The sequence below is a fragment of the Bilifractor sp. LCP21S3_A7 genome, assembly GCF_052118825.1.
Taxonomy (GTDB): domain Bacteria; phylum Bacillota; class Clostridia; order Lachnospirales; family Lachnospiraceae; genus Bilifractor.
On record NZ_JBQKGL010000001.1, the window covers coordinates 266726 to 290325 of the forward strand.

At 49.0% G+C, this 23600-nt stretch carries 24 protein-coding genes and 2 tRNA genes; 9 read left to right on the forward strand and 17 right to left on the reverse strand.

Translation table 11 applies throughout. The features are described 5' to 3' along the window. Nucleotides 1–108 precede the first annotated feature (108 nt). The 5 genes from ACTQ1O_RS01175 to ACTQ1O_RS01195 all read right to left on the reverse strand — a co-directional run bounded on the left by ACTQ1O_RS01175 (nt 109) and on the right by ACTQ1O_RS01195 (nt 5053). Nucleotides 109–615 carry a hypothetical protein gene (locus tag ACTQ1O_RS01175; protein ID WP_441485756.1) on the reverse strand — a complete coding sequence of 169 codons (507 nt, stop codon included), beginning with the start codon at nt 613–615 and terminating at the stop codon, nt 109–111. Then, complete coding sequence (locus ACTQ1O_RS01180) at nt 608–1657, reverse strand: helix-turn-helix domain-containing protein (protein WP_441485757.1); 1050 nt, start codon at nt 1655–1657, stop codon at nt 608–610. The genes ACTQ1O_RS01175 and ACTQ1O_RS01180 overlap by 8 nt, the downstream gene beginning before the upstream one ends. A gap of 199 nt (nt 1658–1856) precedes the next feature. Beyond that, nucleotides 1857–3356: an MFS transporter gene (locus ACTQ1O_RS01185; RefSeq protein ID WP_441485758.1), complete on the reverse strand. Its 1500-nt coding sequence runs from the start codon at nt 3354–3356 to the stop codon at nt 1857–1859. 3 nt (nt 3357–3359) lie between these two features. Continuing rightward, complete coding sequence (locus ACTQ1O_RS01190; protein ID WP_441485759.1) at nt 3360–4319, reverse strand: alpha/beta fold hydrolase; 960 nt, start codon at nt 4317–4319, stop codon at nt 3360–3362. A 2-nt stretch (nt 4320–4321) separates the two neighbouring features. Beyond that, nucleotides 4322–5053, reverse strand: a complete 732-nt coding sequence (locus tag ACTQ1O_RS01195) for a glycerophosphodiester phosphodiesterase (RefSeq protein WP_441100658.1) — start codon at nt 5051–5053, stop codon at nt 4322–4324. Between the two features lie 338 nt (nt 5054–5391). On the opposite strand from ACTQ1O_RS01195, the gene ACTQ1O_RS01200 reads away from it, so the two are divergent. The 4 genes from ACTQ1O_RS01200 (at nt 5392) to ACTQ1O_RS01215 (ending at nt 8026) form a co-directional block, all read left to right on the forward strand. Further along, on the forward strand, nt 5392–5679 hold the full coding sequence (locus ACTQ1O_RS01200; RefSeq protein ID WP_441100659.1) for a hypothetical protein: 288 nt from the start codon (nt 5392–5394) through the stop codon (nt 5677–5679). Between the two features lie 397 nt (nt 5680–6076). Further along, nucleotides 6077–7486 (forward strand): 23S rRNA (uracil(1939)-C(5))-methyltransferase RlmD, encoded by a 1410-nt coding sequence (gene rlmD, locus ACTQ1O_RS01205; RefSeq protein ID WP_441485760.1) that lies wholly within the window; start codon nt 6077–6079, stop codon nt 7484–7486. Between the two features lie 39 nt (nt 7487–7525). After that, the gene (locus tag ACTQ1O_RS01210; protein WP_441485761.1) at nt 7526–7756 is read left to right on the forward strand and encodes a 23S rRNA methyltransferase; all 231 of its coding nucleotides are present in this window, start codon (nt 7526–7528) and stop codon (nt 7754–7756) included. 24 nt (nt 7757–7780) lie between these two features. Beyond that, nucleotides 7781–8026 carry a DUF6061 family protein gene (locus ACTQ1O_RS01215; protein ID WP_055199743.1) on the forward strand — a complete coding sequence of 82 codons (246 nt, stop codon included), beginning with the start codon at nt 7781–7783 and terminating at the stop codon, nt 8024–8026. A gap of 51 nt (nt 8027–8077) precedes the next feature. Here ACTQ1O_RS01215 and ACTQ1O_RS01220 read toward each other — a convergent pair whose 3' ends face one another. From ACTQ1O_RS01220 to ACTQ1O_RS01250, 7 genes are all read right to left on the reverse strand, one after another. After that, entirely contained in the window at nt 8078–10723 is a 2646-nt protein-coding gene (locus ACTQ1O_RS01220) for an ABC transporter permease (protein WP_441485762.1), read from the reverse strand. 15 nt (nt 10724–10738) lie between these two features. Next, nucleotides 10739–11410, reverse strand: coding sequence for an ABC transporter ATP-binding protein (locus ACTQ1O_RS01225; protein ID WP_040648329.1), 672 nt, complete (start codon nt 11408–11410; stop codon nt 10739–10741). A 135-nt stretch (nt 11411–11545) separates the two neighbouring features. Next, nucleotides 11546–12355, reverse strand: a complete 810-nt coding sequence (locus tag ACTQ1O_RS01230; protein ID WP_441485763.1) for a sensor histidine kinase — start codon at nt 12353–12355, stop codon at nt 11546–11548. Between the two features lie 82 nt (nt 12356–12437). After that, nucleotides 12438–13115: a response regulator transcription factor gene (locus ACTQ1O_RS01235; RefSeq protein WP_441485764.1), complete on the reverse strand. Its 678-nt coding sequence runs from the start codon at nt 13113–13115 to the stop codon at nt 12438–12440. Nucleotides 13116–13131: 16 nt separating this feature from the next. Further along, complete coding sequence (locus ACTQ1O_RS01240; RefSeq protein ID WP_441485765.1) at nt 13132–14304, reverse strand: hypothetical protein; 1173 nt, start codon at nt 14302–14304, stop codon at nt 13132–13134. 35 nt (nt 14305–14339) lie between these two features. Continuing rightward, nucleotides 14340–15047 (reverse strand): hypothetical protein, encoded by a 708-nt coding sequence (locus ACTQ1O_RS01245; RefSeq protein WP_441485766.1) that lies wholly within the window; start codon nt 15045–15047, stop codon nt 14340–14342. A 10-nt stretch (nt 15048–15057) separates the two neighbouring features. Next, nucleotides 15058–16164, reverse strand: a complete 1107-nt coding sequence (locus ACTQ1O_RS01250) for a DUF6076 domain-containing protein (RefSeq protein WP_441485767.1) — start codon at nt 16162–16164, stop codon at nt 15058–15060. A gap of 222 nt (nt 16165–16386) precedes the next feature. Here ACTQ1O_RS01250 and ACTQ1O_RS01255 point away from each other — a divergent pair, with 222 nt between their 5' ends. The 5 genes from ACTQ1O_RS01255 to ACTQ1O_RS01275 are packed head-to-tail and all read left to right on the forward strand — an operon-like array spanning nt 16387 to nt 18891. Continuing rightward, complete coding sequence (locus ACTQ1O_RS01255; RefSeq protein WP_441485768.1) at nt 16387–16731, forward strand: CHC2 zinc finger domain-containing protein; 345 nt, start codon at nt 16387–16389, stop codon at nt 16729–16731. After that, entirely contained in the window at nt 16710–17000 is a 291-nt protein-coding gene (locus tag ACTQ1O_RS01260) for a hypothetical protein (protein ID WP_441485769.1), read from the forward strand. Before ACTQ1O_RS01255 ends, ACTQ1O_RS01260 begins: the two co-directional genes overlap by 22 nt. Further along, a complete protein-coding gene (locus tag ACTQ1O_RS01265; RefSeq protein WP_441485770.1) occupies nt 16975–17457 on the forward strand; it encodes a hypothetical protein in 483 nt (160 codons plus the stop codon). Before ACTQ1O_RS01260 ends, ACTQ1O_RS01265 begins: the two co-directional genes overlap by 26 nt. A gap of 27 nt (nt 17458–17484) precedes the next feature. Further along, a complete protein-coding gene (locus tag ACTQ1O_RS01270) occupies nt 17485–17901 on the forward strand; it encodes a DUF5906 domain-containing protein (protein ID WP_441485771.1) in 417 nt (138 codons plus the stop codon). Between the two features lie 33 nt (nt 17902–17934). Beyond that, on the forward strand, nt 17935–18891 hold the full coding sequence (locus ACTQ1O_RS01275; protein WP_441485772.1) for a recombinase zinc beta ribbon domain-containing protein: 957 nt from the start codon (nt 17935–17937) through the stop codon (nt 18889–18891). Nucleotides 18892–18897: 6 nt separating this feature from the next. On the opposite strand, the gene ACTQ1O_RS01280 is transcribed toward ACTQ1O_RS01275, so the two are convergent. The 5 genes from ACTQ1O_RS01280 to purN form a co-directional block, all read right to left on the reverse strand. Then, the gene (locus ACTQ1O_RS01280; protein ID WP_441485773.1) at nt 18898–19950 is read right to left on the reverse strand and encodes a diguanylate cyclase domain-containing protein; all 1053 of its coding nucleotides are present in this window, start codon (nt 19948–19950) and stop codon (nt 18898–18900) included. Between the two features lie 253 nt (nt 19951–20203). Further along, a tRNA-Met gene (locus ACTQ1O_RS01285) sits at nt 20204–20277 on the reverse strand. A gap of 31 nt (nt 20278–20308) precedes the next feature. Then, nucleotides 20309–20381: transfer RNA gene (locus ACTQ1O_RS01290), tRNA-Val, on the reverse strand. A 937-nt stretch (nt 20382–21318) separates the two neighbouring features. After that, entirely contained in the window at nt 21319–22602 is a 1284-nt protein-coding gene (purD, locus tag ACTQ1O_RS01295; RefSeq protein WP_441485857.1) for a phosphoribosylamine--glycine ligase, read from the reverse strand. Nucleotides 22603–22811: 209 nt separating this feature from the next. Further along, entirely contained in the window at nt 22812–23456 is a 645-nt protein-coding gene (gene purN / locus ACTQ1O_RS01300; RefSeq protein WP_441100662.1) for a phosphoribosylglycinamide formyltransferase, read from the reverse strand. Nucleotides 23457–23600 lie beyond the last annotated feature (144 nt).

Here is a 23600-nt window from a genome sequence, read left to right on the forward strand (position 1 = left end):
CCGGCATTGTGCACAAAAAAATTGCTAGAATTCCTTTGTCTGTGGTAATTCTACCAATTAGCGTTCACATAATGTTAACAAAATCAATCTCAAAAATTGCAATTTCAATCATTCCTTGATTCTTCCCGGACAAATCCTCCGCAGGGCATTCCGGAAATCCTCGTCCAGATCCAGCAGAAGCTTGATCTTCTCTCCTTCCCTCCGGATAATCATCGTGTAATAGGGCACAGAATCCTCGTAGGAGGTGTAATCAAATTTCGGAAGGTCCCCCTCCGGTCCGCCCTTCCGGTACTTTGCCACAAACTCCGAATCATGCGGAGCCACAATCTCCAGATCATCCAGATTCAGCATCTGTCGGGTGACCCTCCGGGTACCGCCGTAGATCACATCGATCTGCAAGGTTCTTTCATCCAGTATATACTCATAATCCCTGCCGGACAGAAACCCGAACAAGAAATAGAGCCCTGCCATAAGAAAGCAGGGCAGCATAAATCCCCTGGAGAGGAAAATTCCGGCAGCCAGGAACAGAACCGCCAGAACAAGCATGAGCGTCTTTAACGTCCCCGCCGATGACTTTCTTCTCCGATGAACCGCCAGAACTCTTCTGTCATTCATAATCCTTATCACCTCCGCCGGTCAGCTCATCCGGCATGATCTTTTCGTCCGCATCATCCTGATGCAGTCTGGCCCAGATATCCTTGTACTTTTCCGTCCATTCACTCGCCTGCCATCCCTTCTTTGCGCTGATGTGCAGACGATCGGACACATTTCCGGTCGTCGCATTCTTCTTCCACTGGTAGGGCGACATTCCCATAAACACCTTGAAGTTCCGGAAAAAACTGGAGGCTGTCTTGAACCCGACCCTGTATCCCGCGTTCTCCATCTGTACATCCTCCTTGCTCACGATCTCACACGCCTTCTCGACGCGGACCATGTTCAGATAGTTCAGCGGGCTCATGTTTGTGCTCTCATAGAAAACACGCCGGAAATGGCTCTCCGAGAGCTGACAGACCGCCGCCAGATCCCGGATCTGCAATTCCTCGGCGTAGTGCTCCTCGACATAGCGAAACACTGCTTCCAGGTAATGGTTGTAGGCAACATTCCGGTACTGCAGCTGCTCGTGCTCCTCCTTCAGACGGATGATCTCAAACACAAGCGCGCAGAGGTATCCCTTCAGGATCTCCCTGTAATGGGCTTTTTTGTCTCTGCACTCCTCCAGAATGCATTGGATCAGCCGCGCCATATGCGGATGCCCCTTCTGGGTCTTCAGCGTTCCTCTCTGGTTCACGATACGCACGACCTCATGTACATCGAAACCAAAATTCTGCATCTCATGACGGATGAAATTGTTGATATCGATGAACAGAAACTCCCACTTGCAGATGTTCCCGGGATCACTGTTCGTCGTGTGCAGGATATTCGCCGGAATTACCGTAAACATCTGGTCCCCGTAGCGGTATTTTCTGCCTGAAATGATCAGTTCTCCCCGTCCGTGATAGCAGTAGCCGATCTCTAAATAATTGTGAAAATGCAGGAGTCCGTCCGGCATATCAACCCCGTAGCTGATCTCCCAGCCCTGTCCGAGAAGCGGCAGTATATATTCCCCCGCCGGAATCTCGTAATAACGGAACTCCGCATTTGATCTGGTCTGAGTCATACGTATAAATAACCCTTTCCGGTCTGAAATATCTGCTCTGACCGCATAGTTTCTGATCGCAGAATGCCCGAGTGCACAACCTCTGACCGCAGAATATCTGACCACGGAATATCTAACCACAGAATATCTGACCACGGAATATCTTGACCGCAGAATGTCTGAGCTTTCACGCTGGTGACCCGTCATCACCTCCGTCTTCTCAGTTTTCTTCCTTTCCGTGGGTTCTGTTTCCGACCCACTGGTTCTGGATATTCCAGAGCCTGTCGAAAGACATTCCCGTCACCTTCTCACATACGCGGATCTCCTCCGGTGTCGCCTTTGAGCTGTCCTCTCCTCTGCGTCGGCGGATCTCCTTCTTGACAATATTGAATTCCTTTTCTGTCATCGGGAAAAGATACCCGAATACAAAGAGGAGCACGCAGAGAATAACCGGCATGAGTACAAAAATCGCCGCGATTCCCTTCTGTGTGAACGCGGACTGCCTCGCCCCTTCGTTTGCCAGCTTCTCACTGTAGCCGACAGCGGTGAGCAGAATACCGATCAGCCATGCAGAGAGCCCCGAGGAAATCTTTCTGGCAAAGGTTGACATCCCGGATACCACGCCGGGGCGGTGAATTGAAGTGATCAGCTCGTCTACATCAGGCATATCCGCCATGATAGCAAAGATACTTGTAAGCGTAGCCGCATTGCCGATTCCGATTCCGACCGCAAGCGCGAGAATCGGATAAATGCTGGCGCCCTCATAGGAGAACGGTATCAGAAGCAGTGTGCAGGCGACACGTATCGGAGCACCTATCAGGATCGTTGTACGCTTGGAGGTCTTCGCCATCACCGGGCCCCAGATCAGCATGCCGATCAGCTGCGCTACAATCAGAGCCGCCATCAGATAGGTGACATAGTGATTCTGATAGCCGTTAATAACGTCATCCACATAGTATACCGCCATTCCGGATACAAAATCCATGCCGCACTGCCCCGTCAGGTAGATTCCAATAAAAAGGCGGAATGACCGGCTGCGGAATGCGCTTGCCGCATGATCGAAGCTGCTGATCATTTTAGAGCGAACCGGCGCGTGATAATTCTCCCAGGTTCCCCCAACCGTGATCAGGCAGGTCACCAGGAACAGAAGTCCGAAGAGAACGCCGCAGCGAAGATACATGGTTGTCTTTGTCGTATCTGTAATCAGAAGCGTCGGAACCACTCCGCAGACCATTGCTCCAAGCGTGGACCAGATCATACGGACATTGGAGAAACGTGATCTGGTGTCGTAATCATCCACCATGTCCGGCAGAAGCCCGTTATAAGGAACCATCAGGATCGTCGATCCGGTTGAGAACAGGCAGTACATAATCACATAGAAAATGAACATCGTGACCGGTCTGTCTGTGCGGAACGGTACCCACAGCGTGGCAAAGGTCAGCGCCGTCGCAAAGGAACCGATCAGCATATAGAAACGCTTGGCGCCCATCTTCGCACTGGTCCGGTCCGCGATATTTCCCATGACCGGGTCTGTGACCGCGTCCCAGAAATGTCCGATCAGGGGAACCGTTCCGGCGAGCGCCGCCGGCATCCCGATCGCCTTGATCAGAAAGACAGAGAAGAACGCATTAATGATGACGAAGGCTCCTCCGTTGAAAAACTCACCCGCCCCGTACATGAACTGGGACGATAATCCTGTACTGTGCTTTCCTGACTGCATGTGTCACTCCTTTCTCATGGAGTCAAGCTCCTGGAACAGCTTCTCGTAGTAGTCCTTACGCACATCCGTCGCTGCATTGAAGATCTCATGCCGCGATGTCGGAAACTCATAGCGGTGCGTCTGCGGAAGTGCCCGGAAGAGATCACGGTATCCCTCAGGATCAACCAGATGATCCTGTCCCGCCATGAAGACAGCGAGCGGTGTCCGGATCTTCTGCGCGTCACGTATCAGTCTCGATGTCGCGTCCAGACTGGCAATTGACCAGCCGAACGTAGCTCCGTAGGTCTGGTAGTTATCATTCGCGCACCGCATCTCAAACATGTAATCATAACGGGAACGCGACTGACAGCTGGACTGTTCAAAAATATTGACCCCGTCGAAACGGCTCTGTCCCGCCGAAAGCTTTTTCTTCATATGGAACAGCGTCACCAGAAACCGCATCGCCCGTATCTGCGCCTCAGAATAACCCTTTGTCTTCAGCTTCAGCATCGGGCTTGAAAGCACAGCCCCACTGAAGTCTTCCGGATAATTCTCCAGATACAGAGACGCGATCGCCCCTCCCATAGAATGGGCAAACAGGAGCCTTTGATGGCTGTCCGCCGAAACGACCTGATCATAGAATCCCTTCATATCTGAGACATACGTATCATAATTATCAATATGGACCAGATCCTTCTCCTTCAGTTTTCCACCGGACAGTCCATGTCCACGCATCTCCGGAAAATAGAACCCGAACCCGTGCCTGTAAAAATACCAGGACATCTCATGATACTTGCCGTAAAACTCACAGAAGCCGTGAAACATCACCACTACAGCCGCTGCATTTTCCGGTATCGCATAATAGTAATGGATCCTTGTCCCATCGGAGGAGATAAAATAATCCTCCTTCACGCACTCCTCCCGCCATCGGCGGCAGGGCCCGTCCATTGCCTGTCTGTAATCATCTTCACCGAGGAATTCCATGATTATTTCCTCCTGAACAACTCCAGCGCCTTCTTCGGATAATTTGTAATGACCGCATTCACGCCGGCATCCTGGCACATCTTCATGTACTTCTCATCGTTTACCGTCCAGACATTTACATCGATGTCCTTCTCCCTGCACTCCTCCATGAATCCCGGGAACTGAAGATTATAGAGCGCCGGATGAAGTGCGTCCACTCCGTGATTTTTTGCGTAGGAAGGCATGTCGAGTGTTCCGTCCGCATACAGGAATCCGGTCCTGGCATTCGGATCCAGTTCCTTGATCTTCATGACGGAATAATGATTGAAGGAGGAATAAATGACCCTGTCCTCATAGTGATTTTCCTGCGTCATTTTGACGATGGCATTTTCAATGTCCTTATAAAAAATGATTCCGGTCTTCAGCTCGATATTAATCACAAGACCGGTATCCCGGAGCGCGTCAAAAACCTCCTGCATCGTGGGAATACGGGCTCCCTCATACGCCTTGTTGCCGTTGTCGAAATTCATCTTTTTCAATTCTTCCAGCGTATAATCCTTCACCCATCCTGCTCCGTCAGAGGTACGGTCAATCTTTTCGTCATGGCATACGACAATCTGATTGTCACGGGTCAGCTGAACATCCAGTTCCACGCCATCGGCGCCCATCTCTGCAGCCAGTCGGAATGCCTCCAGCGTATTCTCCGGAGCATATCCGCTTGCCCCTCTGTGTGCCCAAACAAAAGGTGTACTCATAATAAGCCTCCATTCAAAAGAAATGTTCTATCTCGCTGCATCTCAACAGAATATGATTCATACCCCCATTGTACTGCAACGAGAAAAAATTTATATCTCATTGTACCGCAACACCAGATAGAATTCCAATATTTTTACCTAAACTCCGAATTATGTTTATGTAAAAATTATACGTTTTCTACAAAATACCGGTCTCTCCGGCAAGTATTTCCCTGTTGATTCCTTGTCTTTTCGCACGCACTTATGATATAATAGCGTTAATTGAGAGTTAATCTTAAAGCGCAGAATGAGGGGACACCGCTGCAGTATTAAATTCTAGCGAAATGGAGTGACCGATCATGGATAAGGAATCAATCAAGGCAATTATCGATGCCATTCAGGCAAAGAAGAACAGCACAACGATGAAGAAGGGTTCTCTGCTCAGAATTATTGCGATAGCCGTCGCCGCAACCGCTGCGGTCTGCGGAATTGCATACGCAGTATACCGCTACTTCACACCGGATTATCTGGAAGATTTCGATGACGAAGACTTTGACGATGATTTTGACAGCTATTTTGATGAGAACGACAAAGACGAAGAAGAGAAATCCTCCGGAAAGAGTTCCGATGAATCCGGCGAAGACTGACAGCATCCGCTGAATGGATCGCCTCAGACCTGCGGATATCCGGCCGAAGAACCGGTATTCAATCATAAGCGACAGGCAAATGCGCTTAACTGCGATTTTGTTCCGGCGTGACAGCCGGTATTCAATCATAAGCAACCGGGCGATAAAGCGAGATAAAACACGCTGCGCGAGTTTTATCTCGCTATCGCGACGCTCGCTGCACACGAATACTTCGCATTCGGCGGCTGCGGCGCACTGTTCGCGTAAATTATGCAAAGCTCCGACACATGATGTGCCGGGGCTTTTTTGAGGAGAAGTTATTTTTTTATCCGTTCATAAGCCGTTATCATTAATCCACGTTATTATTTATCCGTTTTTACCATATTCATCCGTTATTACAACCGAAAGGATTTTATTTATGAAAAAAGGTGAGATCTACGAGGGCACTGTCGACCATATTTCCTTCCCGAACAGAGGGCACGTCCTTGTCGCCGGGGAAGATAGTGAGGTAATTGTCAAGAACACCATCCCCGGTCAGACCGTACGTTTCCGCATCAACAAGAAGAAGGCCGGACGCTTAGAAGGACAGCTTCTGGAGGTTCTTCAGCCATCCGTTCTCGAGACAGCCGACCCCGGATGCAGTCTGTTTCCGCGCTGCGGCGGCTGCACCTACCGCACACTTCCTTATGCGGAACAGCTTGCGCTGAAGGAAGGCGAAATCAAGTCTCTGATCAGCAGAGCGCTGGCCGAGGGCGGGCAGATCCGGAGTGACGGCTCCCCGGACTATGTATTCGAGGGTGTCAAACCGAGTCCCGCAGAAAAAGGTTACCGCAACAAGATGGAATATGCCTTCGGAGACATGGAAAAAGACGGCGAACTGACCCTTGGTCTTCACAGGAAGAACAGCACCTACGATATTCTGACGGCTGATCACTGCCAGATCGTGCACGAAGATTTCAACCGCATTCTCTCCTGCGTACTTGAATTCTGCCGGGCGCACCACTGGCCGTATTTCCATAAGATCTCCCACGAAGGATATCTGCGTCATCTTCTGGTGAGACGCGCATCCATAACCGGTGAGATACTGGTCGATCTTGTCACAAGCTCTCAGCATCCGGAGCAGGAAGCTCTTCAGGAACTGTGCGCGAAGCTGAGAAACCTTGACCTGGAGGGAACGCTAACCGGCGTTCTGCATACCGTAAACGACTCCGTCGCGGATATCATCCGTAACGATCGCACCGATCTGCTCTACGGAAGAGACTATTTCTACGAGGAGCTTCTCGGTCTCCGGTTCCGCATCACTCCTTTTTCCTTTTTCCAGACAAACTCCAGAGGCGCGGAGGTCCTTTACAGCACCGCCAGAGAATTTCTGGGAGATGTCGGGAATCACACTGTCTTCGACCTCTACAGCGGTACCGGAACCATCGCGCAGATCATCGCTCCGGTGGCGAAAAAGGTCGTTGGTGTGGAGATCGTAGAGGAGGCCGTGGAGGCAGCCCGGGAAAATGCCCGATTGAATCATCTCGACAACTGCCATTTTCTCGCCGGCGATGTTCTGAAGGTTCTCGACGAAATTCCGGACAAGCCCGACTCCATCATTCTCGATCCGCCCCGCGAGGGGATTCACCCAAAAGCCCTGCCCAAAATCATCGCCTACGGCGTCAACAAGATTATCTACATTTCCTGCAAACCCACGAGCCTTGCCAGAGATCTCCCGGTCTTTCTGACGCATGGCTACCGGCTGGAGCGAATTGCCTGTGTTGACCTGTTCCCCGCGACCGTGCACGTGGAGACGGTTGTCCTGCTTTCCAAGGGCGAGATCGACTAGAAGAATATCCGGGTTGCGTTCTCTTTGGAAGATACGGATATGTCGGAGTTTCAGGATGGCGCAACCTATCCCCAGATCAAGGCGTATGTGTTGGAGCATAGCGGGTTAAAGGTATCCAATCTTTATATCTCACAGATTAAGAGGATATGTGGGATTGGGGTTGGTAAGAACTATAATCTGCCGAAGTCCGAGGATTCCAGACAGCCCCAGTGTCCACCGGAAAAAGAGAAAGCAATCCGAGAAGCATTCAAATATTTTGGGATGATCTAGCATCCAGCAAAGTGGAGGTTTCTTATGGATAGGTTGATTTCTTGTGAGTTCAACATGGATAATGCCTGTGTGGAACTGAAATTCTTAGATGGCAGTATGATTGCTATTGATACAATAGCCGTGGAGAATGAGGTTGCTGACAATATGTATCAGCGGTCAGAATTGGACTATCTGATCTACAATGATCCGATTGGATATGCAGACTTGATATTGAACGGAAACCCCGAAATTTATCTAAAAACTGTAACTGAATGTAAACCCTTAGATTAAAACGCAGCCCTCTGCCTTTTCATTGGCAGAGGGCCGTTTTTTGCTTAACAGTTATTGAGCATCCCTTAATTGCTCTACAACACTGCATTTCGCTGCGTTGTCATACATCATGCAAGGAATCAGCCACCCCAGCAGAAGAAATACCGGAATTGTCAGCAGGACAGGCAGAATGGTGAATCGATACTCAAAGAACCAGAACATACTGCCCAGCATTTTTCCCGCAAGAGGTCCCACCGCCAGCGACAGAATAAAGGCCGCCGCTACAGAAGACATTGCGTAAAACAACCCCTCGTAGATCAGCATGGTTTTGAGCTGCCGGTTTGTCATTCCTACAGCCTGAAGCACAGCAAATTCACGGCGGCGGGAAAGAATACCGGTCATCATGGCGTTGAAGAAATTTAAGAGTCCCACCAGCCCAATGATAGCACAGAGGATACCACCTATCAGAAGGAACATCTGCCGGAACTGAGCAAATTCAGAGCGAGCCGTGACCTTGCTTTCATACATCAAGGGCGAAAACTCACCGGCAGTGAGCTTCGATAGATATTGCTCTGCTTCGGCCTCGTCAACTTCGTCCGCTGTGTCGAACAGGTAGAGCATCGGAATGGCTGCACCACCGCTGTCCCTCTGTGCGGTGTCCACAGACAAAACTACGTCATATCCAATACCACCATAACGATAACTCATGGAATTCGGAAGTTCTACCAAGGCGCAGACCGTGTACTCTACATCTCTGGCTCCATACAATTTTGCCTGAAAGTACTCCTCCGGTGTATCTTCGGTGCAGAGTTCCCCGGTGCGGCTGTCGATATATTTCACATCATCCGCATAGGTAGCGGTAATCGTGTCTCCCACCTTGGGGTAGTATTCAGGATTGGGCAGATTGCCGTAATCATCCAAAGAAACCGCAATGGCAATGGCGTTATTGTCCGGCTCCAGCATAGGAGAAATATCTCCGTCGAACACTTGCAGCTTGTCAAACAGGCTGTTATCCAGAGCCTCGATTCTGGTATCTCCCATCACCATATTGCCCCGGTGCTCCAGACGGCTCATATGGCTGTCCAACTGCTCGGCGCTTTCGTACTTTGCATAGTCCTGCCGCAGAGCATCCTCCGTCATCCACAGATATGCGGGTTTTCGCACAGCATATCCCGTGCCGGAAAGACTGGCCCTTGTGTTTGCTGCGATCTCTTCGATCTGTTCCGGCGTGATTAATTCATCTGCCGGGTTGTAACGGAAATAGTCGGGCGTGCTGACGATAAAATCGGCGCAGGTCATGAAGGATACATACTTCTCCATGCTGAAGCCGCCCACAAAGGCACACAGCGCATTGAACAGCGTCACCGACAGTGCCAGAGACACCACCACCAGCACCGTCTTTTTTTTGTTTCGTCCCAGATTGGCAAAGGCCATCTGATGGAGCTTCGCTCCCCGGGTGTTGCGCCGTTTTTTCTTGGTCTGCATCACATCCGTATATTTGGTAGCCTCCACCGGAGAGACCTTAGCTGCTATTTTTCCGGGCTTGGAACAGGACAAGAGCACCGTCAACAAGGCGAACAGCATAGAACCAAGGAAGATCACAGGCGATGTGCTGATGGTGGTGATGCCTGCATCCAACCGGGTGGAGCGCAAGACAACAGGAACCAAAACAGCGCCAATGCCGTAGCCCAGCAGCAGCCCCGCCGGAATACCGATCAGACAAAGCAGAAGTGCCTGCAGGCGAATGATGCGTTTGAGCTGCCGGGGCGTTGTGCCAATGGTTTTCAGAAGTCCGTAAAACCGGATATCCCCTACAACAGAGATCTGAAAAATGTTATAGATGATAAGATACCCCGTGAAAATCACCAGCAGCAAAAAAGCTGCTATGGCGACCATCAGCTCTGGATCGAGCTGTGACTCCAGCTGGGATGAGGTATATCCCCAATTGACGCCGATTCGGACGCTGTTGGGATCGGTATAGCTGTCCCATGTGTAACCAAGATCGGTATCCACCTGCTCCATCTGCCCTTGAATGTTTGTGCCGGAGGCCAGCATGACATTCAAATCGGTGCGGAAAGGCTGTAAACCTGTTTTCACTGCCTGCGCTTCGATGTCATCTGCGTAATCACGGCTGATGTTGATGTAATGAACAGGCATTAGTTCATCATAGTCCCAATAGCCCACCAGCGTAAAGGTATCTGTTACAGTAAAGGCGGTTTGATCCTTGTCCGTAATGGAATAGGAAACCGTGACCTCGGCGCCCAGCTCCGGCGTTACGCCAAGCAGCTGCAACGCTGCCGTATCCATGGCTACCTCTTTGCCGCTTTCGGGCATCCGTCCGGTAGTAGGGGTTGCATAGCTCCATTTAGTGCAGTTGGCATCCATGTAGCTGATCTCTGCCGGTATTTTGGCAAAGACCCCCTCCGCAGTGATACCGATTACCTTCCGTGCCCCCGTAGCCTTCACCTTTGGGTGGGCAGCGATGCGTTCCGCCTGCTCGGGGGAAACATCCTTAAAGGTGCCATGCGCATAGCCGCCTACCTGCCGAAACTGGTAGGTTTCATAACTGGCGTTCAACGACAAGACAATGGTGAACATGGAAGTAAATAGCAGCGTTGTCAGCGCAATGGCAAAAATAGCGATCAGATTGCGGCGACGGTTCGCATAAAGAGATTTTAAGCTGAGCTTTCGAATACATTTTCTGTTTTTGACATTCATCGTAGCCACCTCCCGTTAGTTCTGGGAGACGATCCGACCATCTTCGATACGGATAATGCGGTCTGCCATCTGCGCAATTTCTTCGTTGTGAGTGATCATTACGATTGTCTGGGCGAACTTTTGACTGGTGACTTTCAAAAGGCTCAATACATCCTGGCTGGTTTTGGAATCCAGATTGCCGGTGGGTTCATCTGCCAGAATGATAGCGGGTGCTGCCGCCAGCGCACGGGCAATGGCTACTCGCTGCTGTTGACCGCCTGAGAGCTGATTGGGCAGCGCATCCAGACGATCATCCAGCCCAAGTGTCTGTACAATTTGCTGTACGAAATCCTTATTGACCTTGCCACCGTCCAGCTCAATGGGTAGAACAATATTTTCATACACATTCAGCACCGGAACAAGATTATATGCTTGGAACACAAAGCCGATTTTCCTGCGGCGGAAGATGGTCAGTGCTTCCTCCTTCAGGGAGAAAATATCCTGTCCGTCCACCATGACCGTGCCACTTGTAGGGCGATCCAGCCCGCCCAGCATGTGCAGCAGCGTGGATTTGCCGGAGCCGGATGTGCCGACAATTGCAACAAATTCGCCCTTCTTTACACTTAAATCAACGCCATCCAACGCATGAACTGCGTTATTGCCGGAGCCATAAATCTTTTTCAGGTCTTTTGCCTGTAAAACTTCCATAAATGAGTACCTCCATGAAAAAATCTGTATGTATGAAAAGAAATGATCCTTTGATACATACAGATTATCGCATAGGATTCTTTCCACATTCTTTCCGGCGGAAAATGAAATCTAACAGTTTTGATAGAATTGTTGTTATTTCGGCAGAAATATGGAAAACGTACTTCCTTTTCCCGGAACGGAAGCAACCTTGATATAACCGCCCTCGCCGGATATGATCTGTCGGGCAAGGTATAAGCCGATGCCGACCCCTTCTTGTTTCTGCACACTATTTGAGCGGTAAAAGCGAGCAAATATCTTCGCTTGCTCATTTTCCGGGATGCCTGAACCGGTATCCGATATATCGATCCTTGCAAACATTTCATAGCTTACAGCAGAAATAGTAATGGTGCCATGCTCTGTATATTTGATGGCGTTGTCTACGATATTAGCCAGCGCTTCCGCTGTCCATTTGAAGTCGAATACAGCAAAAGCATCTGTATCCTGCATTTGCAAAGACAATCCTTTTTCAGAAGCCTTGGCAGTATATTGTTCTACCACACTTTCAAGCAGAGGCTGCAGCGCTGCTTGCTGAGGGGAGAGTGAAATGATCCCGTTTTCCAGTCTGGAAAGCTTTACGAGAGAATCGGTCAGAAATCGCAGCTTTTCCGATTGTTTGTACAGCGCCTCCACATTTGCCTTCGCCGACGCAGGCAGAGTTTCCTCCATCAAAAGTTCGCTGTATAACAGCAGATTTGCAATCGGCGTTTTCGTCTGGTGGGAAATGTCCGCAATCAAGGTTTTGATTTTGTCTTTTTCCTGCGCTATATTTTGAGAAGATGCTTCTGCTGCGGAAAGATAGTGCGCAAACTTCGTTTCCAATGCAGACAGCTGGCTTTCATCAAAATTGGTTTCAGAAAAGGAGCCGATCATGGCAGCGTCCAGCATCTTTTCGATATCTTCCATCGTTTTTCTGACCTTCCTCCGCTCCCATAATACAGCAGCTATCGCCGCCAGAAAACATAGCAGTATGATCACAATGCCGGTTTTATTCATCTTTTATCACCCAGCTATAACCGATTCCATAGACAGTTTTAATGTATTTCTGTGCACCAAGCTTATCCCTCAGACGCTTGATCGTAACAGACAAAGCATTTTCATCCACATATTCTGCGCCATCTGTCCAGATCCGGTCGACAAGGTCTCCACGGGTCATGGTTCGACCACGATTTTCAACAAGCAGACGCAGTAATTTTTGTTCTGTTTTACTCAATTCCACTTTTGAATCTCCCACATAAAAAGTCATAGCCTCAAAGTCAAAGTGAAATAGATCCATATGGAACGGCGCATTTTTATGATTTAACGCTTGCTTTCGCAGTTGGGTATTCACCCTTGCCCGCAAAACCGAAAGAGAAAAGGGTTTGGTAATGTAATCATCAGCGCCCCGCTCCAGTCCGTCTACAATATCCAGATCGGTGTCATTGGCAGTCAGCAGAATAACAAGAACTCCGGGCAGGTTTTCCTTGACCTCCCGAAGCAGCTCAAGCCCACTGCCATCCGGCAGATTGATATCCAGCAGGATCAGGGATACACTCCCGCAAAGCAATTGTTCTCTTGCCGCTTTTAGATCATGGCAGGATATAATCTGACGGTCATCTGCTTTCAGCGCTTTGCATAAGCCTTGATTCAAACCGATATCATCTTCAATTATCAATAATTGTTCCATGTATCTCACTCCCTCATTATTCAAATGCCACCATCATTTCCTTGGGCAATTTTTCGTTCTCACAGTTCAGAAGATAGGCTATTGCTCTGATTGCAAATTTGTTTGTTTTCACTGTATCCCAGTCGGCAAGACGAACTATTTCTGCTGTGCTGTCCTCAAAATTCAAAGAAATCTCACCCAATTCGCCGTCGCAGTCTGCTTGGTATTCGTAGATTGCGGCGACGATTTTCTTTTTTCGCTTAGTTCTGGACACCTGTTTCAACCAGACAGCATGGAGCGCACCTTCGGCAACCAACAGTTCCGCCAGCTTATCCACTGCTCTGCGGTAGGCTCTCTCTGCACCGCTGGCAGTGCTGCCCTCAAACTTAACCGCCAGTTCTTCAAAAGTGGCGCGGTCTTTCCATGAGCTGACACGCCCACAGGCCATGTAGACCGCAAGACGCTTTTCAAGCAAGGTCTGTTCCCGGTAATTCAGTTTCTCAAATGCCCGCTGCACCTTTTCTGCTTGTATGCCGTTCCAGAGGATGTCGGTATAGTTCCAAGTATCATCAAGGGCAACATCTTCGCCTGTTTCCTCCCCGTTCTCATCCGTGACGTAGAACGGCTGCTGATTGCGGATGCCACGGACTACTTTCAGGTATTCTTCCGCAAGGGCAAGGTCGCAGTTGTATTTCTTTGCAAATTCACTGACCGCATCCTTGGTGTTCTGGCACAGCCAAGCCATTGAACGCACCATTTTGTAATTGGTCAGAGAGGACACCGACCATTTTTCTTCGCCCATGCGAAAACGGAGCATAGCATCCCGGATGAATGGGAAAATGTAGGTAGCATACTCCGCACCCTTGGCAGGATCATAGTCCATCAGCTTTTGGAGCATTTGCTCCCGACAGGAGAGCTTAATATCCAGAAATCGGTCTGTGTCGTACAGATCGCCGCCATCCATGCCGAGAAAGGATTTGATACGCTTATTGAGCTGCAGCTCGTAGTGGTGTAGGAAGAACGAAAAATAAAGCAAATTCTTTTCCTGCAAGGCAGACAGGATATATTCGTTCAGGCTGTCTACCTGCGGCGGCTTCGGTTCAAGTTGGAAGATGCGCTCTGCCACATAAGGAGGGATACCGTCACCGTGCAGGTTTACCCGGTGTTTTGGTATGTATCCGGTCATATTCCATGTAAAATCATTCAGCATAGCGCACCTCCCTTCTAAGTAATCAGCGGGAATAATTAACCATAATTCCAGGTTTGTCTTGCAGCATTTATATTATCCAGAAGAACAGATGCAGGATTTGCCTCGTAATAGTACGTGCTCATATCCAAAACGCCTTCTTCCATTTCACCCCACTCTGCTGTGCGAGAAACAAAGATTCTATTATATACACACCAATCGCATGTGGTGGTGAAAGCAGCAATATCTGCAAAGTCTTTTGGAAATACAATTCTTCTTCCATTTGATGTTGGCTTAAGATAGTTCTCCATTATTTCTTTGAAATTCTTCAGATCGTAATCCGTAGCATTTTCCAAAGCTTTACAGACAATCAATTCTTCGTGCGTGAATTCTGTAAGTGCTTCTAAATGGTTTGCAAGAATTAGACCATAAATAACGCAAACCTTTGGGCATTCTGCATTTACAGTTTGTTTGAACAGATTGGCTACGATAATAGCCTTTTCCGGGCTGGAGTTTACATAGTTGTAAAGCTCATTCAATCTTCTTTCGAGACTAAAGCCAGATGCAAGACCGTTCAGTAGATGGCCGAATTTGAAGGTATTGTATTCAGATAGAAGATCATTTCCTATTCCGCTTACAATTCCCGCAACTGGGTTTACTACGCCCAACACACCAATAGAGCCAGAACGGATTATTTTGGTCATAGGATTGTCCATAACCCGGCTAAGCACATTCCCAATATCAGTTAAATCATATTTCTGTGCCATTACATATTCCTCATTTCGTCCGTAATTTTGCTTCTTTCTTCAAAGCAGCCTGTCCCATTTCCTTTTCGTAATCTCCCTTGGCATAGGCAACATTGCTCAGCGCCCGGAGCATCTTGTCTTTCGCCAGTTTCTTCATAACCTCTGCAAGATCAGCGTCCAGAGTGCCACGCTTCACATAGCGGTTTATGGTATTCAGTCGCTTCTCATAAATCTGTTTCAGCGGATGATCGTCCGCAAGCTCTCTCTGTTCTCTGCCTTTCAGATTACCGATCTGCCGACAGGTGCGGCGCAGCTTGTCGCCCGGTGCAAACCCACCACAGTATTTGGTGTGCCTTGCATTGGTAGTCAGAAACCACTTGCCGCAGATTTTGCATTTCTTCGGTGCATGACCCACACACAAGCCCTCAAAGAGATCAGACCGGAACATCCCCACAAAGGATAAATAGTGCATCCGCTTGACCAGCTTTGCTACATCCTCGCCGGGACGGATGACGGATACATACTGAACGGAATTGTTCAGGGTAGACATCCAGGCATTGCCCTCCGTGATGGAAAACTCCGGCGGGAAATAATTGCCGAACATTCTGGCAAATCCCTCTGCGGTGCGATCAGCTTCGTTGCCGTCTGATTTTTCTGCAAAATCAAGCATGGCCGTTTGGTATTCCCCAAGGGAGTATGCCAGATGCCCGAACACAGCAGTATAACGTTGGAGCATCACCGCATCAGCATATTTCGGAACTTCTTCGAACGGTAAAGAATTGGTTACGGCTTTTATGGCGAACTCCACATATTTCAGAGCATTGTCGGCAGTAAAGACCCTTTCTATCCGTTCCCGGTGCTTTGGTATATCCATATAGGAGAACGGCGGGGTTTCGCTGAGAATATCCAACATCGCCAGAGTAGATTCCTTTGCAATAGGACAGAGTGCAGAAGCATCCTGTCCGGCATTCAGCATCCCGAGCAGCAGATTGATTTTCTGGCATTGCTCGTTCATCTGGGCAAGAGTATCTGCCGAAACATTCAGCGCATCACAGGCAAGAGTGCCGATAGGTAATGTTCTGTCCTCATATATGACCGTATCCTGCCAAAAATCCAATGTCATCAGTTCTTGATTCATGCTTGCCCTCCTGTCCTGTTTTTTTATTTTTCTAATTGTACTATGCAAATGTGAAGAAATCTACATCCTCCGAAGCGTTGTCCTGTTTTTTGATATGGGATTGTCCTGCTATTAGCCTGTTTTTTGAAAAATCCGTCATAACCATAGTAGAAAGAGCGAAGCACCTGCCAATCACGGCGGGTGCTTCGTGCTTTCCAGACTATTATGAACGGAGATTTTTCTATGACAATTTATGAAACCATCAAGGCGGCGATCAACGTGAAGCAAGCCACCGAACACTACGGGCTGAAAGCAAACCGCAACGGTATAGCTTGCTGTCCGTTCCACAACGACAGGCATCCGAGCTTGAAGCTGAATGAGGACTATTTCTTTTGCTTTGGCTGTGGATCAAAGGGAGATGTGATCGACCTTGTGGCAAGACTATTCAACCTGAGTAACTATGAAGCAGCGCAAAAGCTGGCTTCGGACTTGACCCGAAACCGCCCATTGCCGCAGCTATGGTCAAGCCAAAGCGTCCTTATATCCGCCAGTTCCGGGAGGATGAAATGCTGTGTTTCCGGGTGCTGACGGATTATCTGCATCTGCTGGAAGATTGGAAAGTACGATACGCACCCAAGACACCGGAAGATGCTCTGGATGACCGCTTTGTGGAAGCCTGCCAAATGCACTGCCGCATTGAATTTATGGCAGATGTGCTGACCGTGGGTGCTCTGGAAGAGCGGGTGGCATTGGTGGACGAGCTGATGAAGGAGGGAAAAATTACTTTTCTGCAAGAGTACATCACACGAAAGAAAAAGGAGGTGGCACACCATGGCGAAGAACCGGAAAACGCTTGATATGAATTTGCCTGTCTGGTTTGATGGGCAGAACATCAACGAAGCTCTGTTTTGTGAAGAATTTCTGCATGAGCGCAGAATCATCTTCGCAAACGGAGCTTTTTTCATGCCCGATGGTCGAGTGACGGACGATCTCCCACTGCGTGGGGAGATTTACGGCAAACTGAATTTCTGTGCCGTGAACAACATTCCCCGAAAGATCACCAACATTCTGGAAGTGCTGAAACTGGAAGCACAAGTGCCTGACTTTCCGCCGGAACAGGATCGGATTCATGTGTCCAACGGTACGCTGCTATTGAACGGCACATTTACCGAGGGCAGACCGGCTATCGTGCGAAGCCGTCTGCCTGTTGTCTACAATCCCGATGCTCCTGCGCCCATGATCTGGCTGAACTTTTTGAATGGACTGCTCCATGCGGAGGACATTCCCACCTTGCAGGAGTTTATCGGCTACTGACTGATTCCATCCAACAAAGGTCAGCGCATGATGGTGATTAAGGGCAACGGCGGCGAGGGCAAATCCCAAATCGGTGCGGTGCTGTCCGCTATATTCGGCACAAATATGAAAGACGGCAACATCGGAAAAATTTCCGAAAACCGCTTCGCCCGTGCTGATCTGGAACACATCCTGCTGTGCGTGGATGATGATATGCGGATGGAAGCTCTGCGCCAGACCAACTATGTAAAATCCATCGTGACTGCACAGGGCAAAATGGACTTGGAACGCAAGGGCAAGCAGAGTTATCAGGGCTGGATGTTTGCTCGGCTGCTTGCATTCAGCAACGGCGATCTGCGAGCTCTGTATGACCGCAGCGACGGTTTTTACCGCAGACACCTTGTGCTGACCACCAAAAAAAGCCCATGGACAGAGCCGATGATCCTGACCTTGCAGAGAAGATGAAAGCTGAAGCCGAGGGTATCTTCCTGTGGGTATTTGAAGGCTTACAGCGGCTTGTTGCCAACAACTTTAAGTTTACGGAACGAGATGCACGTGGTTGAGCAGTCGGAATTCCCGGTTTATGAAGGACAACACGAAGCTATCATTTCCGAAGAGGATTGGTATCTGGCACAGGAAAAGCGCAAGATCAATTCCTTTAAGCGGGAAAAGGTTAACAATCCAGACCACGCACACATCCTGTCCGGTATCTTGAAATGCCCATGCTGCGGAAAGAGTATGTACGGCAATATCGCCAAGGCGCACAGCAAGGACAAGAAAACCCGGTATTATTACTACTGCAAAAATACGGTTACACCTACCGGGCATGAGTGCAGCTTCCGTCTGAATATCGAGCAGACGAAAATCAACAAATTTTTGGCGAAGGTTATCTCCGCTACGGTCAATAATCCACGGTTTGTAGAAGCGATTCAGGCGAAAATCGGAACAGCAGTTGATACAGAAGATATGGAACGGCAGATTGCTGTCCTACAAGGGCGGCTAAAGCAATCCTTTGGCACGAAAAGCCGCTTGGAGCGTCAAATGGATACCTTGGACATCAACGATGCCCACTATGACAGAAAAATTTTGGATTTGCAGCGCCGCTATGATGAGCAGTATGATACGATAGAAGAAATTGAAGTTCAGATTGGCGAATTGCAAAGTCAGATCCGCAGCATCCAGCAGGAGAAGATTTCCGGTGACAATATCTATCGCTTGTTGTTGGCATTTGATGAAGTCTACCATTCCGCAACGGAAGCGGAGCAGAAGGAGTTTATGAAGGCCTTTATCGAGCGAATTGAGATGTTTCCGGAGAAAAGGAAAGACGGAAGCTGGATAAAGAAGATCGTATTCAATTTTCCTGTGCCTGTTGGTGGTGAGGAAGTAAAAGAACTTCCCTTGGAAACCAAAACAACTGTCGAGACGGTTGTCCTGCTGTCGCGGACCGGGATTTGATTCCGTTCACTCCTTCTGGTGCGCGAGGCGCTTGTCTTCGTAAAGCATGCGGTCCGCCGCGGCAGTCAGCTCTTTTGGCTGCATTGAAGAAGATATACACAGCGAGTATCCGACGCTGATCGAAAGACGATATGGAAGGTGGAATCTGTCTGCATCCTCCTCTACCTGCTGATGCAGCAATTCCACAAAGCTGCTGACCGGCTCCAGCGCACTCTGCATACCAATGATCAAAAATTCATCGCCGCCCCAACGGGACAGGAATACCGGATATTTTCCCGAGACCTGTGTCAGAGATGATGCTATGGTCTGGAGTGCGCGGTCACCTTCCAGGTGTCCGTACTTATCATTGATCAGCTTGAACCGGTTCACATCAATCATAAAAAGATAGAAGCCATTGGCTGCATCTGCCTTCTCGATATATTCCTCAAGAATCTGATCGGAACGTCTGCGGTTGTTCAGGCCCGTCAGCGCATCGGAATAAATCTGCATCTCCTGTACATTGACAAAGAACAACAGCAGCGCTGAGAGGATACTCGGTGCCATTGACGGTGTGTCCGGCACAATGCTGTCCAGAATGCCCGCGGCAAAAGGGAACAGAACGAATGTAATCATCGTGAAATATCCCTTCTTTATCGATCTGGACTTTGCACGTATGGATTTGATGACCGCATGTATTGTCACCAGCAGCAGGTAGATAAAATCAAATACCATGACCAGGTCATACAACGGTCCGTGATATTCGGATACAGCATCGCTGTAGAAGATCAGGCCCGTCTGCAGGGAACTGAAAATCAGTATCACAGAGATAAGCATCGGTGCTGCTGTGACGGGCAGGAACCATTTTCTGCCAAACAGCTGGTGCTTCATCCGTACCTCCGAAAATAAATACCAGATAAAACACATCACCGGCTGACACGCAAGCCCGACCGCGTTCAGCACACTGCGCGCATGCCATGGCATATAAATCATGTGACTGGCACCGATTTCCCACAAACTGTCATCGATCATGAAGATACAGAAAACAGACAGAAGGAGTCTGAACAGATGAATCTCAAGCACTCCTGCCAGGTCATCTCCTGTATGGAACAAAAGAATAGCAGCACATATAAGACAGCTCAAATTTATAATCAGATAATTTACCGCAGCCATTTGTATCCGGTCACCGCCTTTCCACTCCCCTCCTGCCGGGAGATTCAATTAACAAAGCATTAACAAGCTGCAACAGCCAAGTGTAAAAGCAGAACGTGTTGAAATAGAACGTGTAATACGGAAAAAAGGAAGTCAGGCAAAAACCTGACTTCCCAATTATACGTAGCGAGAGGGAGACTCGAACTCTCGACACTGCGGGTATGAACCGCATGCTCTAGCCAACTGAGCTATCTCGCCATATTAAATTACTGCGATATGAGTAAAGATATGGGACCTACAGGGCTCGAACCTGTGACCCTCTGCTTGTAAGGCAGATGCTCTCCCAGCTGAGCTAAGATCCCATTTGCTTTGTTTCTTTCCTCAACTCGCTTTGCTATTATAACCTGATATTGTTTCAATTGTCAACACTTTTTTGAAAAAACATTTATGGCTTTTTTGAAAAAACATTTATGGCTTTTATGCACAGTTATGAAACATTTATGAAATGCCGAACCCAATGGGAAAGGGCTGCCTGATCGTCTCATTCAAATCAAGCAGCCCTCTTAATGAATATCCTGAAGTTTCACTGTATAACCTCACTTTCTATTCATTACACCATATTCACTTTTCTGGCAGATCTTCCGGATCAAATGTTTCTTCGCCTTCCGACTTCTCAGATCTCGTTCTTCGCTCATCGCACTCCTGCGATTTGATTTTTCTGTGAGTATTTTTTTAGCTTTATCAGTTAAATCCTATTGAGCTCGCATAACATTCAACTGCTTTCCCGTTCTCTGATTATCCGGCTTTCACTTTCCCATCGGACCATCCTCCTGAAGTAAATATATTCGAAAGAAAATCGGTAACTTTTATTCCTTATTGGTTATCTCTTTTCTTGAGTCTATAATACAGAACTAATTGAGATTTGTCAACCGTTTTTTGTAAATATTTTTATTAAAATATATTTGTCAGAGTATTCTGCACACTTAGTAATTTACCTGCTCTCACAAACAAGGCGCCCACGAGATAAAACACGCTGCGCGAGTTTTATCTCGCTATCGCGACGCTCGCCGCACACGAATACTTCGCATTCGGCTGCGGCTCACTGTCGCGTAAAAAGTGCGGAAGCCCACACCATACTGCCGTGTGAGCTTCCGCGCAATATTTTTATAATGTTTTCCACAACAGCTCTGCTCTAATCTGCCAATCTGCCATTCTGCAGTGCCGCTGTCTGTTCAGCCTCTGAACGCATTGATTGGACGAGGCGGCCGCAAAGGGGATTGTGAAGATGCTGTCGTCTCCTCAGCCTTTGAACTCATCGATTGCGTGACCGATATCATGACGGTAATACTTATTCTGGAAGTCAATCCAGTCCACGGCCTTGTAGGCGTTTGCTCTTGCTTCCTTCAGATCCTTACCGAGTGCCGTGACGTTGAGCACACGTCCGCCGTTTGTCACAATCTCACCCTTGTCATTGAATTTCGTTCCGGCATGAAAGACATAATATCCGGGCTTGTTCTTGAAGTTCTCAAGTCCGTGAATCGGGAATCCCTTTTCATAGGAGACCGGGTATCCGTCGCTGGCAAGCACGACGGTCACACAGGCGTCATCCCTGAACTGCAGATCGATCTGATCGAGTGTACCATCAATGCATGCCTCGATGACATCGATAATGTCATTTTTCATTCTTGGAAGCACGACCTGTGCCTCCGGATCCCCGAACCGGGCATTGTACTCAAGCACCTTCGGGCCGTCGTCCGTAAGCATCAGGCCAAAGAAGATAATGCCCTTAAATGGGCGTCCCTCGGCCTTCATCGCATCCACGGTGGGCTGGAAGATGTATTTCTGGCAGAAATCGTCCACATCCTTTGTGTAAAACGGCGTCGGTGAGAAGTTGCCCATTCCTCCGGTATTCAGGCCCTGATCCCCGTCCTTGGCTCTCTTATGGTCCTGAGCGGATGCCATTATCTTCACGATATTTCCGTCTACATAGGACAGAACCGATACCTCACGGCCGGTCATGAACTCTTCAATAACCAGTTCATCGCCTGCGTGGCCGAATTTTTTATCGACCATCAGCTCCTTCACACCGTCCTTCGCCTCCTGAAGGTTGTTACAGATCAGCACGCCCTTGCCCAGCGCGAGGCCGTCCGCCTTCAGAACAATCGGGTACTTCTGATTTTTCTCGAGATAGGCAATCGCATCCTTCGGAGATGTAAATGTCTCATAGGAGGCCGTAGGGATATTGTATTTCTTCATCAGATTCTTTGAGAATGCCTTGGAGCCCTCGAGGATCGCCGCATTTTTTCTCGGTCCGAAGACACGCAGTCCTTCCGCCTCAAACGCATCGACAATTCCGCCTACCAGCGGATCGTCCATTCCGACGATCGTCAGGTCGATTTTCTTTTCCCTGGCGAAGGCTGTCAGCTTATCGAATTCCATCGCCCCAATCGGAACGCATTCCGCCAATTCTGCGATTCCGGCATTGCCCGGCGCACAGTATATCTTTTCAACCTTCGGGCTCTGCGCAACCTTCCATACGATTGCATGCTCTCGTCCGCCGCCTCCGACTACCAGTACTTTCATTCCCATGTCGCGTTCCTCGCTTTCTTTTTATCCTGCAGGCAGCCGGTCTGTATACAAGCCGCATACGCCCTATCCCATACCGGATCACCTGTCTGCACTCAAATCAATACCCGCGCTGTCGTTTCCTGTCAGAATGCCTGTGCACCAACAGCATCCTCCGCGCAGATCATCTGCTGTTTATCAGAACTTCTCTGTCCCTGTGTGATCGCTCAGATCTCACCAAAGGTATAATCCCGGATCTGCACTTTTCCGTCTCTTACGGATACCCTTCCATTTGCGATCAGGTTAATCGCCTCCGGCATGATCTTCCATTCCGCCTGTTCCATTACGCGCCGCTGAAGGATCTCCGGCGTGTCTCCATTCTGTACATAGACTGCCTTCTGAAGAATGATCGGCCCCGTATCCGTCCCGGCGTCTACGAAGTGAACCGTCGCTCCGGTCACTCTGACGCCACGCTCCAGCACCTTCTCATGCACATGCAGGCCGTAATAACCGGTCCCGCAGAAAGCAGGGATCAGTGCCGGATGGATATTGATCATGCGATTTGGAAAGGCTTCCACCATCTTCTTCGGGATTACAACCATACAGCCGGCCAGAACCACCAGATCCGGATGATAGGACTGTGTCTTCTCCAGATATGCGTCCTCAAATTCCGCCCGGCTTGCGAAATCCGCAGGTCTTACCACCGCGGCCTCGATTCCCTTTTTCTTCGCCCGCTCCAGGGCATAAGCCTTCGGATTATTGCTGATCACTCCGACAACCTCGGCATTTGTAATTGTCCCGCTGTCAATTGCATCCAAAATGGCCTGCAGATTTGTTCCGCCGCCGGAAACCAGCACTGCGATTCTCAGCATTATTTTTCCCTCCTGCCCTTATTGTTCTTCGAAATCGCAGTCCGTACGATTACCCGTATAGCGTCCATCAATGACCGAACACGGTTTCGAAGACAGCAATAATATCATTAATATAAACAGCGCCACAATACCTATAAGTACCCT

What these genes read in the sequence shown, in the direction of transcription:
- ACTQ1O_RS01175 (WP_441485756.1), bottom strand. Translation starts at nt 615, where the DNA reads ATGAATGACAGAAGAGTTCTGGCGGTTCATCGGAGAAGAAAGTCATCG.
- ACTQ1O_RS01180 (WP_441485757.1), bottom strand. Translation starts at nt 1,657, where the DNA reads ATGACTCAGACCAGATCAAATGCGGAGTTCCGTTATTACGAGATTCCG.
- ACTQ1O_RS01185 (WP_441485758.1), bottom strand. Translation starts at nt 3,356, where the DNA reads ATGCAGTCAGGAAAGCACAGTACAGGATTATCGTCCCAGTTCATGTAC.
- ACTQ1O_RS01190 (WP_441485759.1), bottom strand. Translation starts at nt 4,319, where the DNA reads ATGGAATTCCTCGGTGAAGATGATTACAGACAGGCAATGGACGGGCCC.
- ACTQ1O_RS01195 (WP_441100658.1), bottom strand. Translation starts at nt 5,053, where the DNA reads ATGAGTACACCTTTTGTTTGGGCACACAGAGGGGCAAGCGGATATGCT.
- ACTQ1O_RS01200 (WP_441100659.1), top strand. Translation starts at nt 5,392, where the DNA reads ATGGATAAGGAATCAATCAAGGCAATTATCGATGCCATTCAGGCAAAG.
- rlmD (WP_441485760.1), top strand. Translation starts at nt 6,077, where the DNA reads ATGAAAAAAGGTGAGATCTACGAGGGCACTGTCGACCATATTTCCTTC.
- ACTQ1O_RS01210 (WP_441485761.1), top strand. Translation starts at nt 7,526, where the DNA reads ATGTCGGAGTTTCAGGATGGCGCAACCTATCCCCAGATCAAGGCGTAT.
- ACTQ1O_RS01215 (WP_055199743.1), top strand. Translation starts at nt 7,781, where the DNA reads ATGGATAGGTTGATTTCTTGTGAGTTCAACATGGATAATGCCTGTGTG.
- ACTQ1O_RS01220 (WP_441485762.1), bottom strand. Translation starts at nt 10,723, where the DNA reads ATGAATGTCAAAAACAGAAAATGTATTCGAAAGCTCAGCTTAAAATCT.
- ACTQ1O_RS01225 (WP_040648329.1), bottom strand. Translation starts at nt 11,410, where the DNA reads ATGGAAGTTTTACAGGCAAAAGACCTGAAAAAGATTTATGGCTCCGGC.
- ACTQ1O_RS01230 (WP_441485763.1), bottom strand. Translation starts at nt 12,355, where the DNA reads ATGGAAGATATCGAAAAGATGCTGGACGCTGCCATGATCGGCTCCTTT.
- ACTQ1O_RS01235 (WP_441485764.1), bottom strand. Translation starts at nt 13,115, where the DNA reads ATGGAACAATTATTGATAATTGAAGATGATATCGGTTTGAATCAAGGC.
- ACTQ1O_RS01240 (WP_441485765.1), bottom strand. Translation starts at nt 14,304, where the DNA reads ATGCTGAATGATTTTACATGGAATATGACCGGATACATACCAAAACAC.
- ACTQ1O_RS01245 (WP_441485766.1), bottom strand. Translation starts at nt 15,047, where the DNA reads ATGGCACAGAAATATGATTTAACTGATATTGGGAATGTGCTTAGCCGG.
- ACTQ1O_RS01250 (WP_441485767.1), bottom strand. Translation starts at nt 16,164, where the DNA reads ATGAATCAAGAACTGATGACATTGGATTTTTGGCAGGATACGGTCATA.
- ACTQ1O_RS01255 (WP_441485768.1), top strand. Translation starts at nt 16,387, where the DNA reads ATGACAATTTATGAAACCATCAAGGCGGCGATCAACGTGAAGCAAGCC.
- ACTQ1O_RS01260 (WP_441485769.1), top strand. Translation starts at nt 16,710, where the DNA reads ATGCTGTGTTTCCGGGTGCTGACGGATTATCTGCATCTGCTGGAAGAT.
- ACTQ1O_RS01265 (WP_441485770.1), top strand. Translation starts at nt 16,975, where the DNA reads ATGGCGAAGAACCGGAAAACGCTTGATATGAATTTGCCTGTCTGGTTT.
- ACTQ1O_RS01270 (WP_441485771.1), top strand. Translation starts at nt 17,485, where the DNA reads ATGATGGTGATTAAGGGCAACGGCGGCGAGGGCAAATCCCAAATCGGT.
- purD (WP_441485857.1), bottom strand. Translation starts at nt 22,602, where the DNA reads ATGAAAGTACTGGTAGTCGGAGGCGGCGGACGAGAGCATGCAATCGTA.
- purN (WP_441100662.1), bottom strand. Translation starts at nt 23,456, where the DNA reads ATGCTGAGAATCGCAGTGCTGGTTTCCGGCGGCGGAACAAATCTGCAG.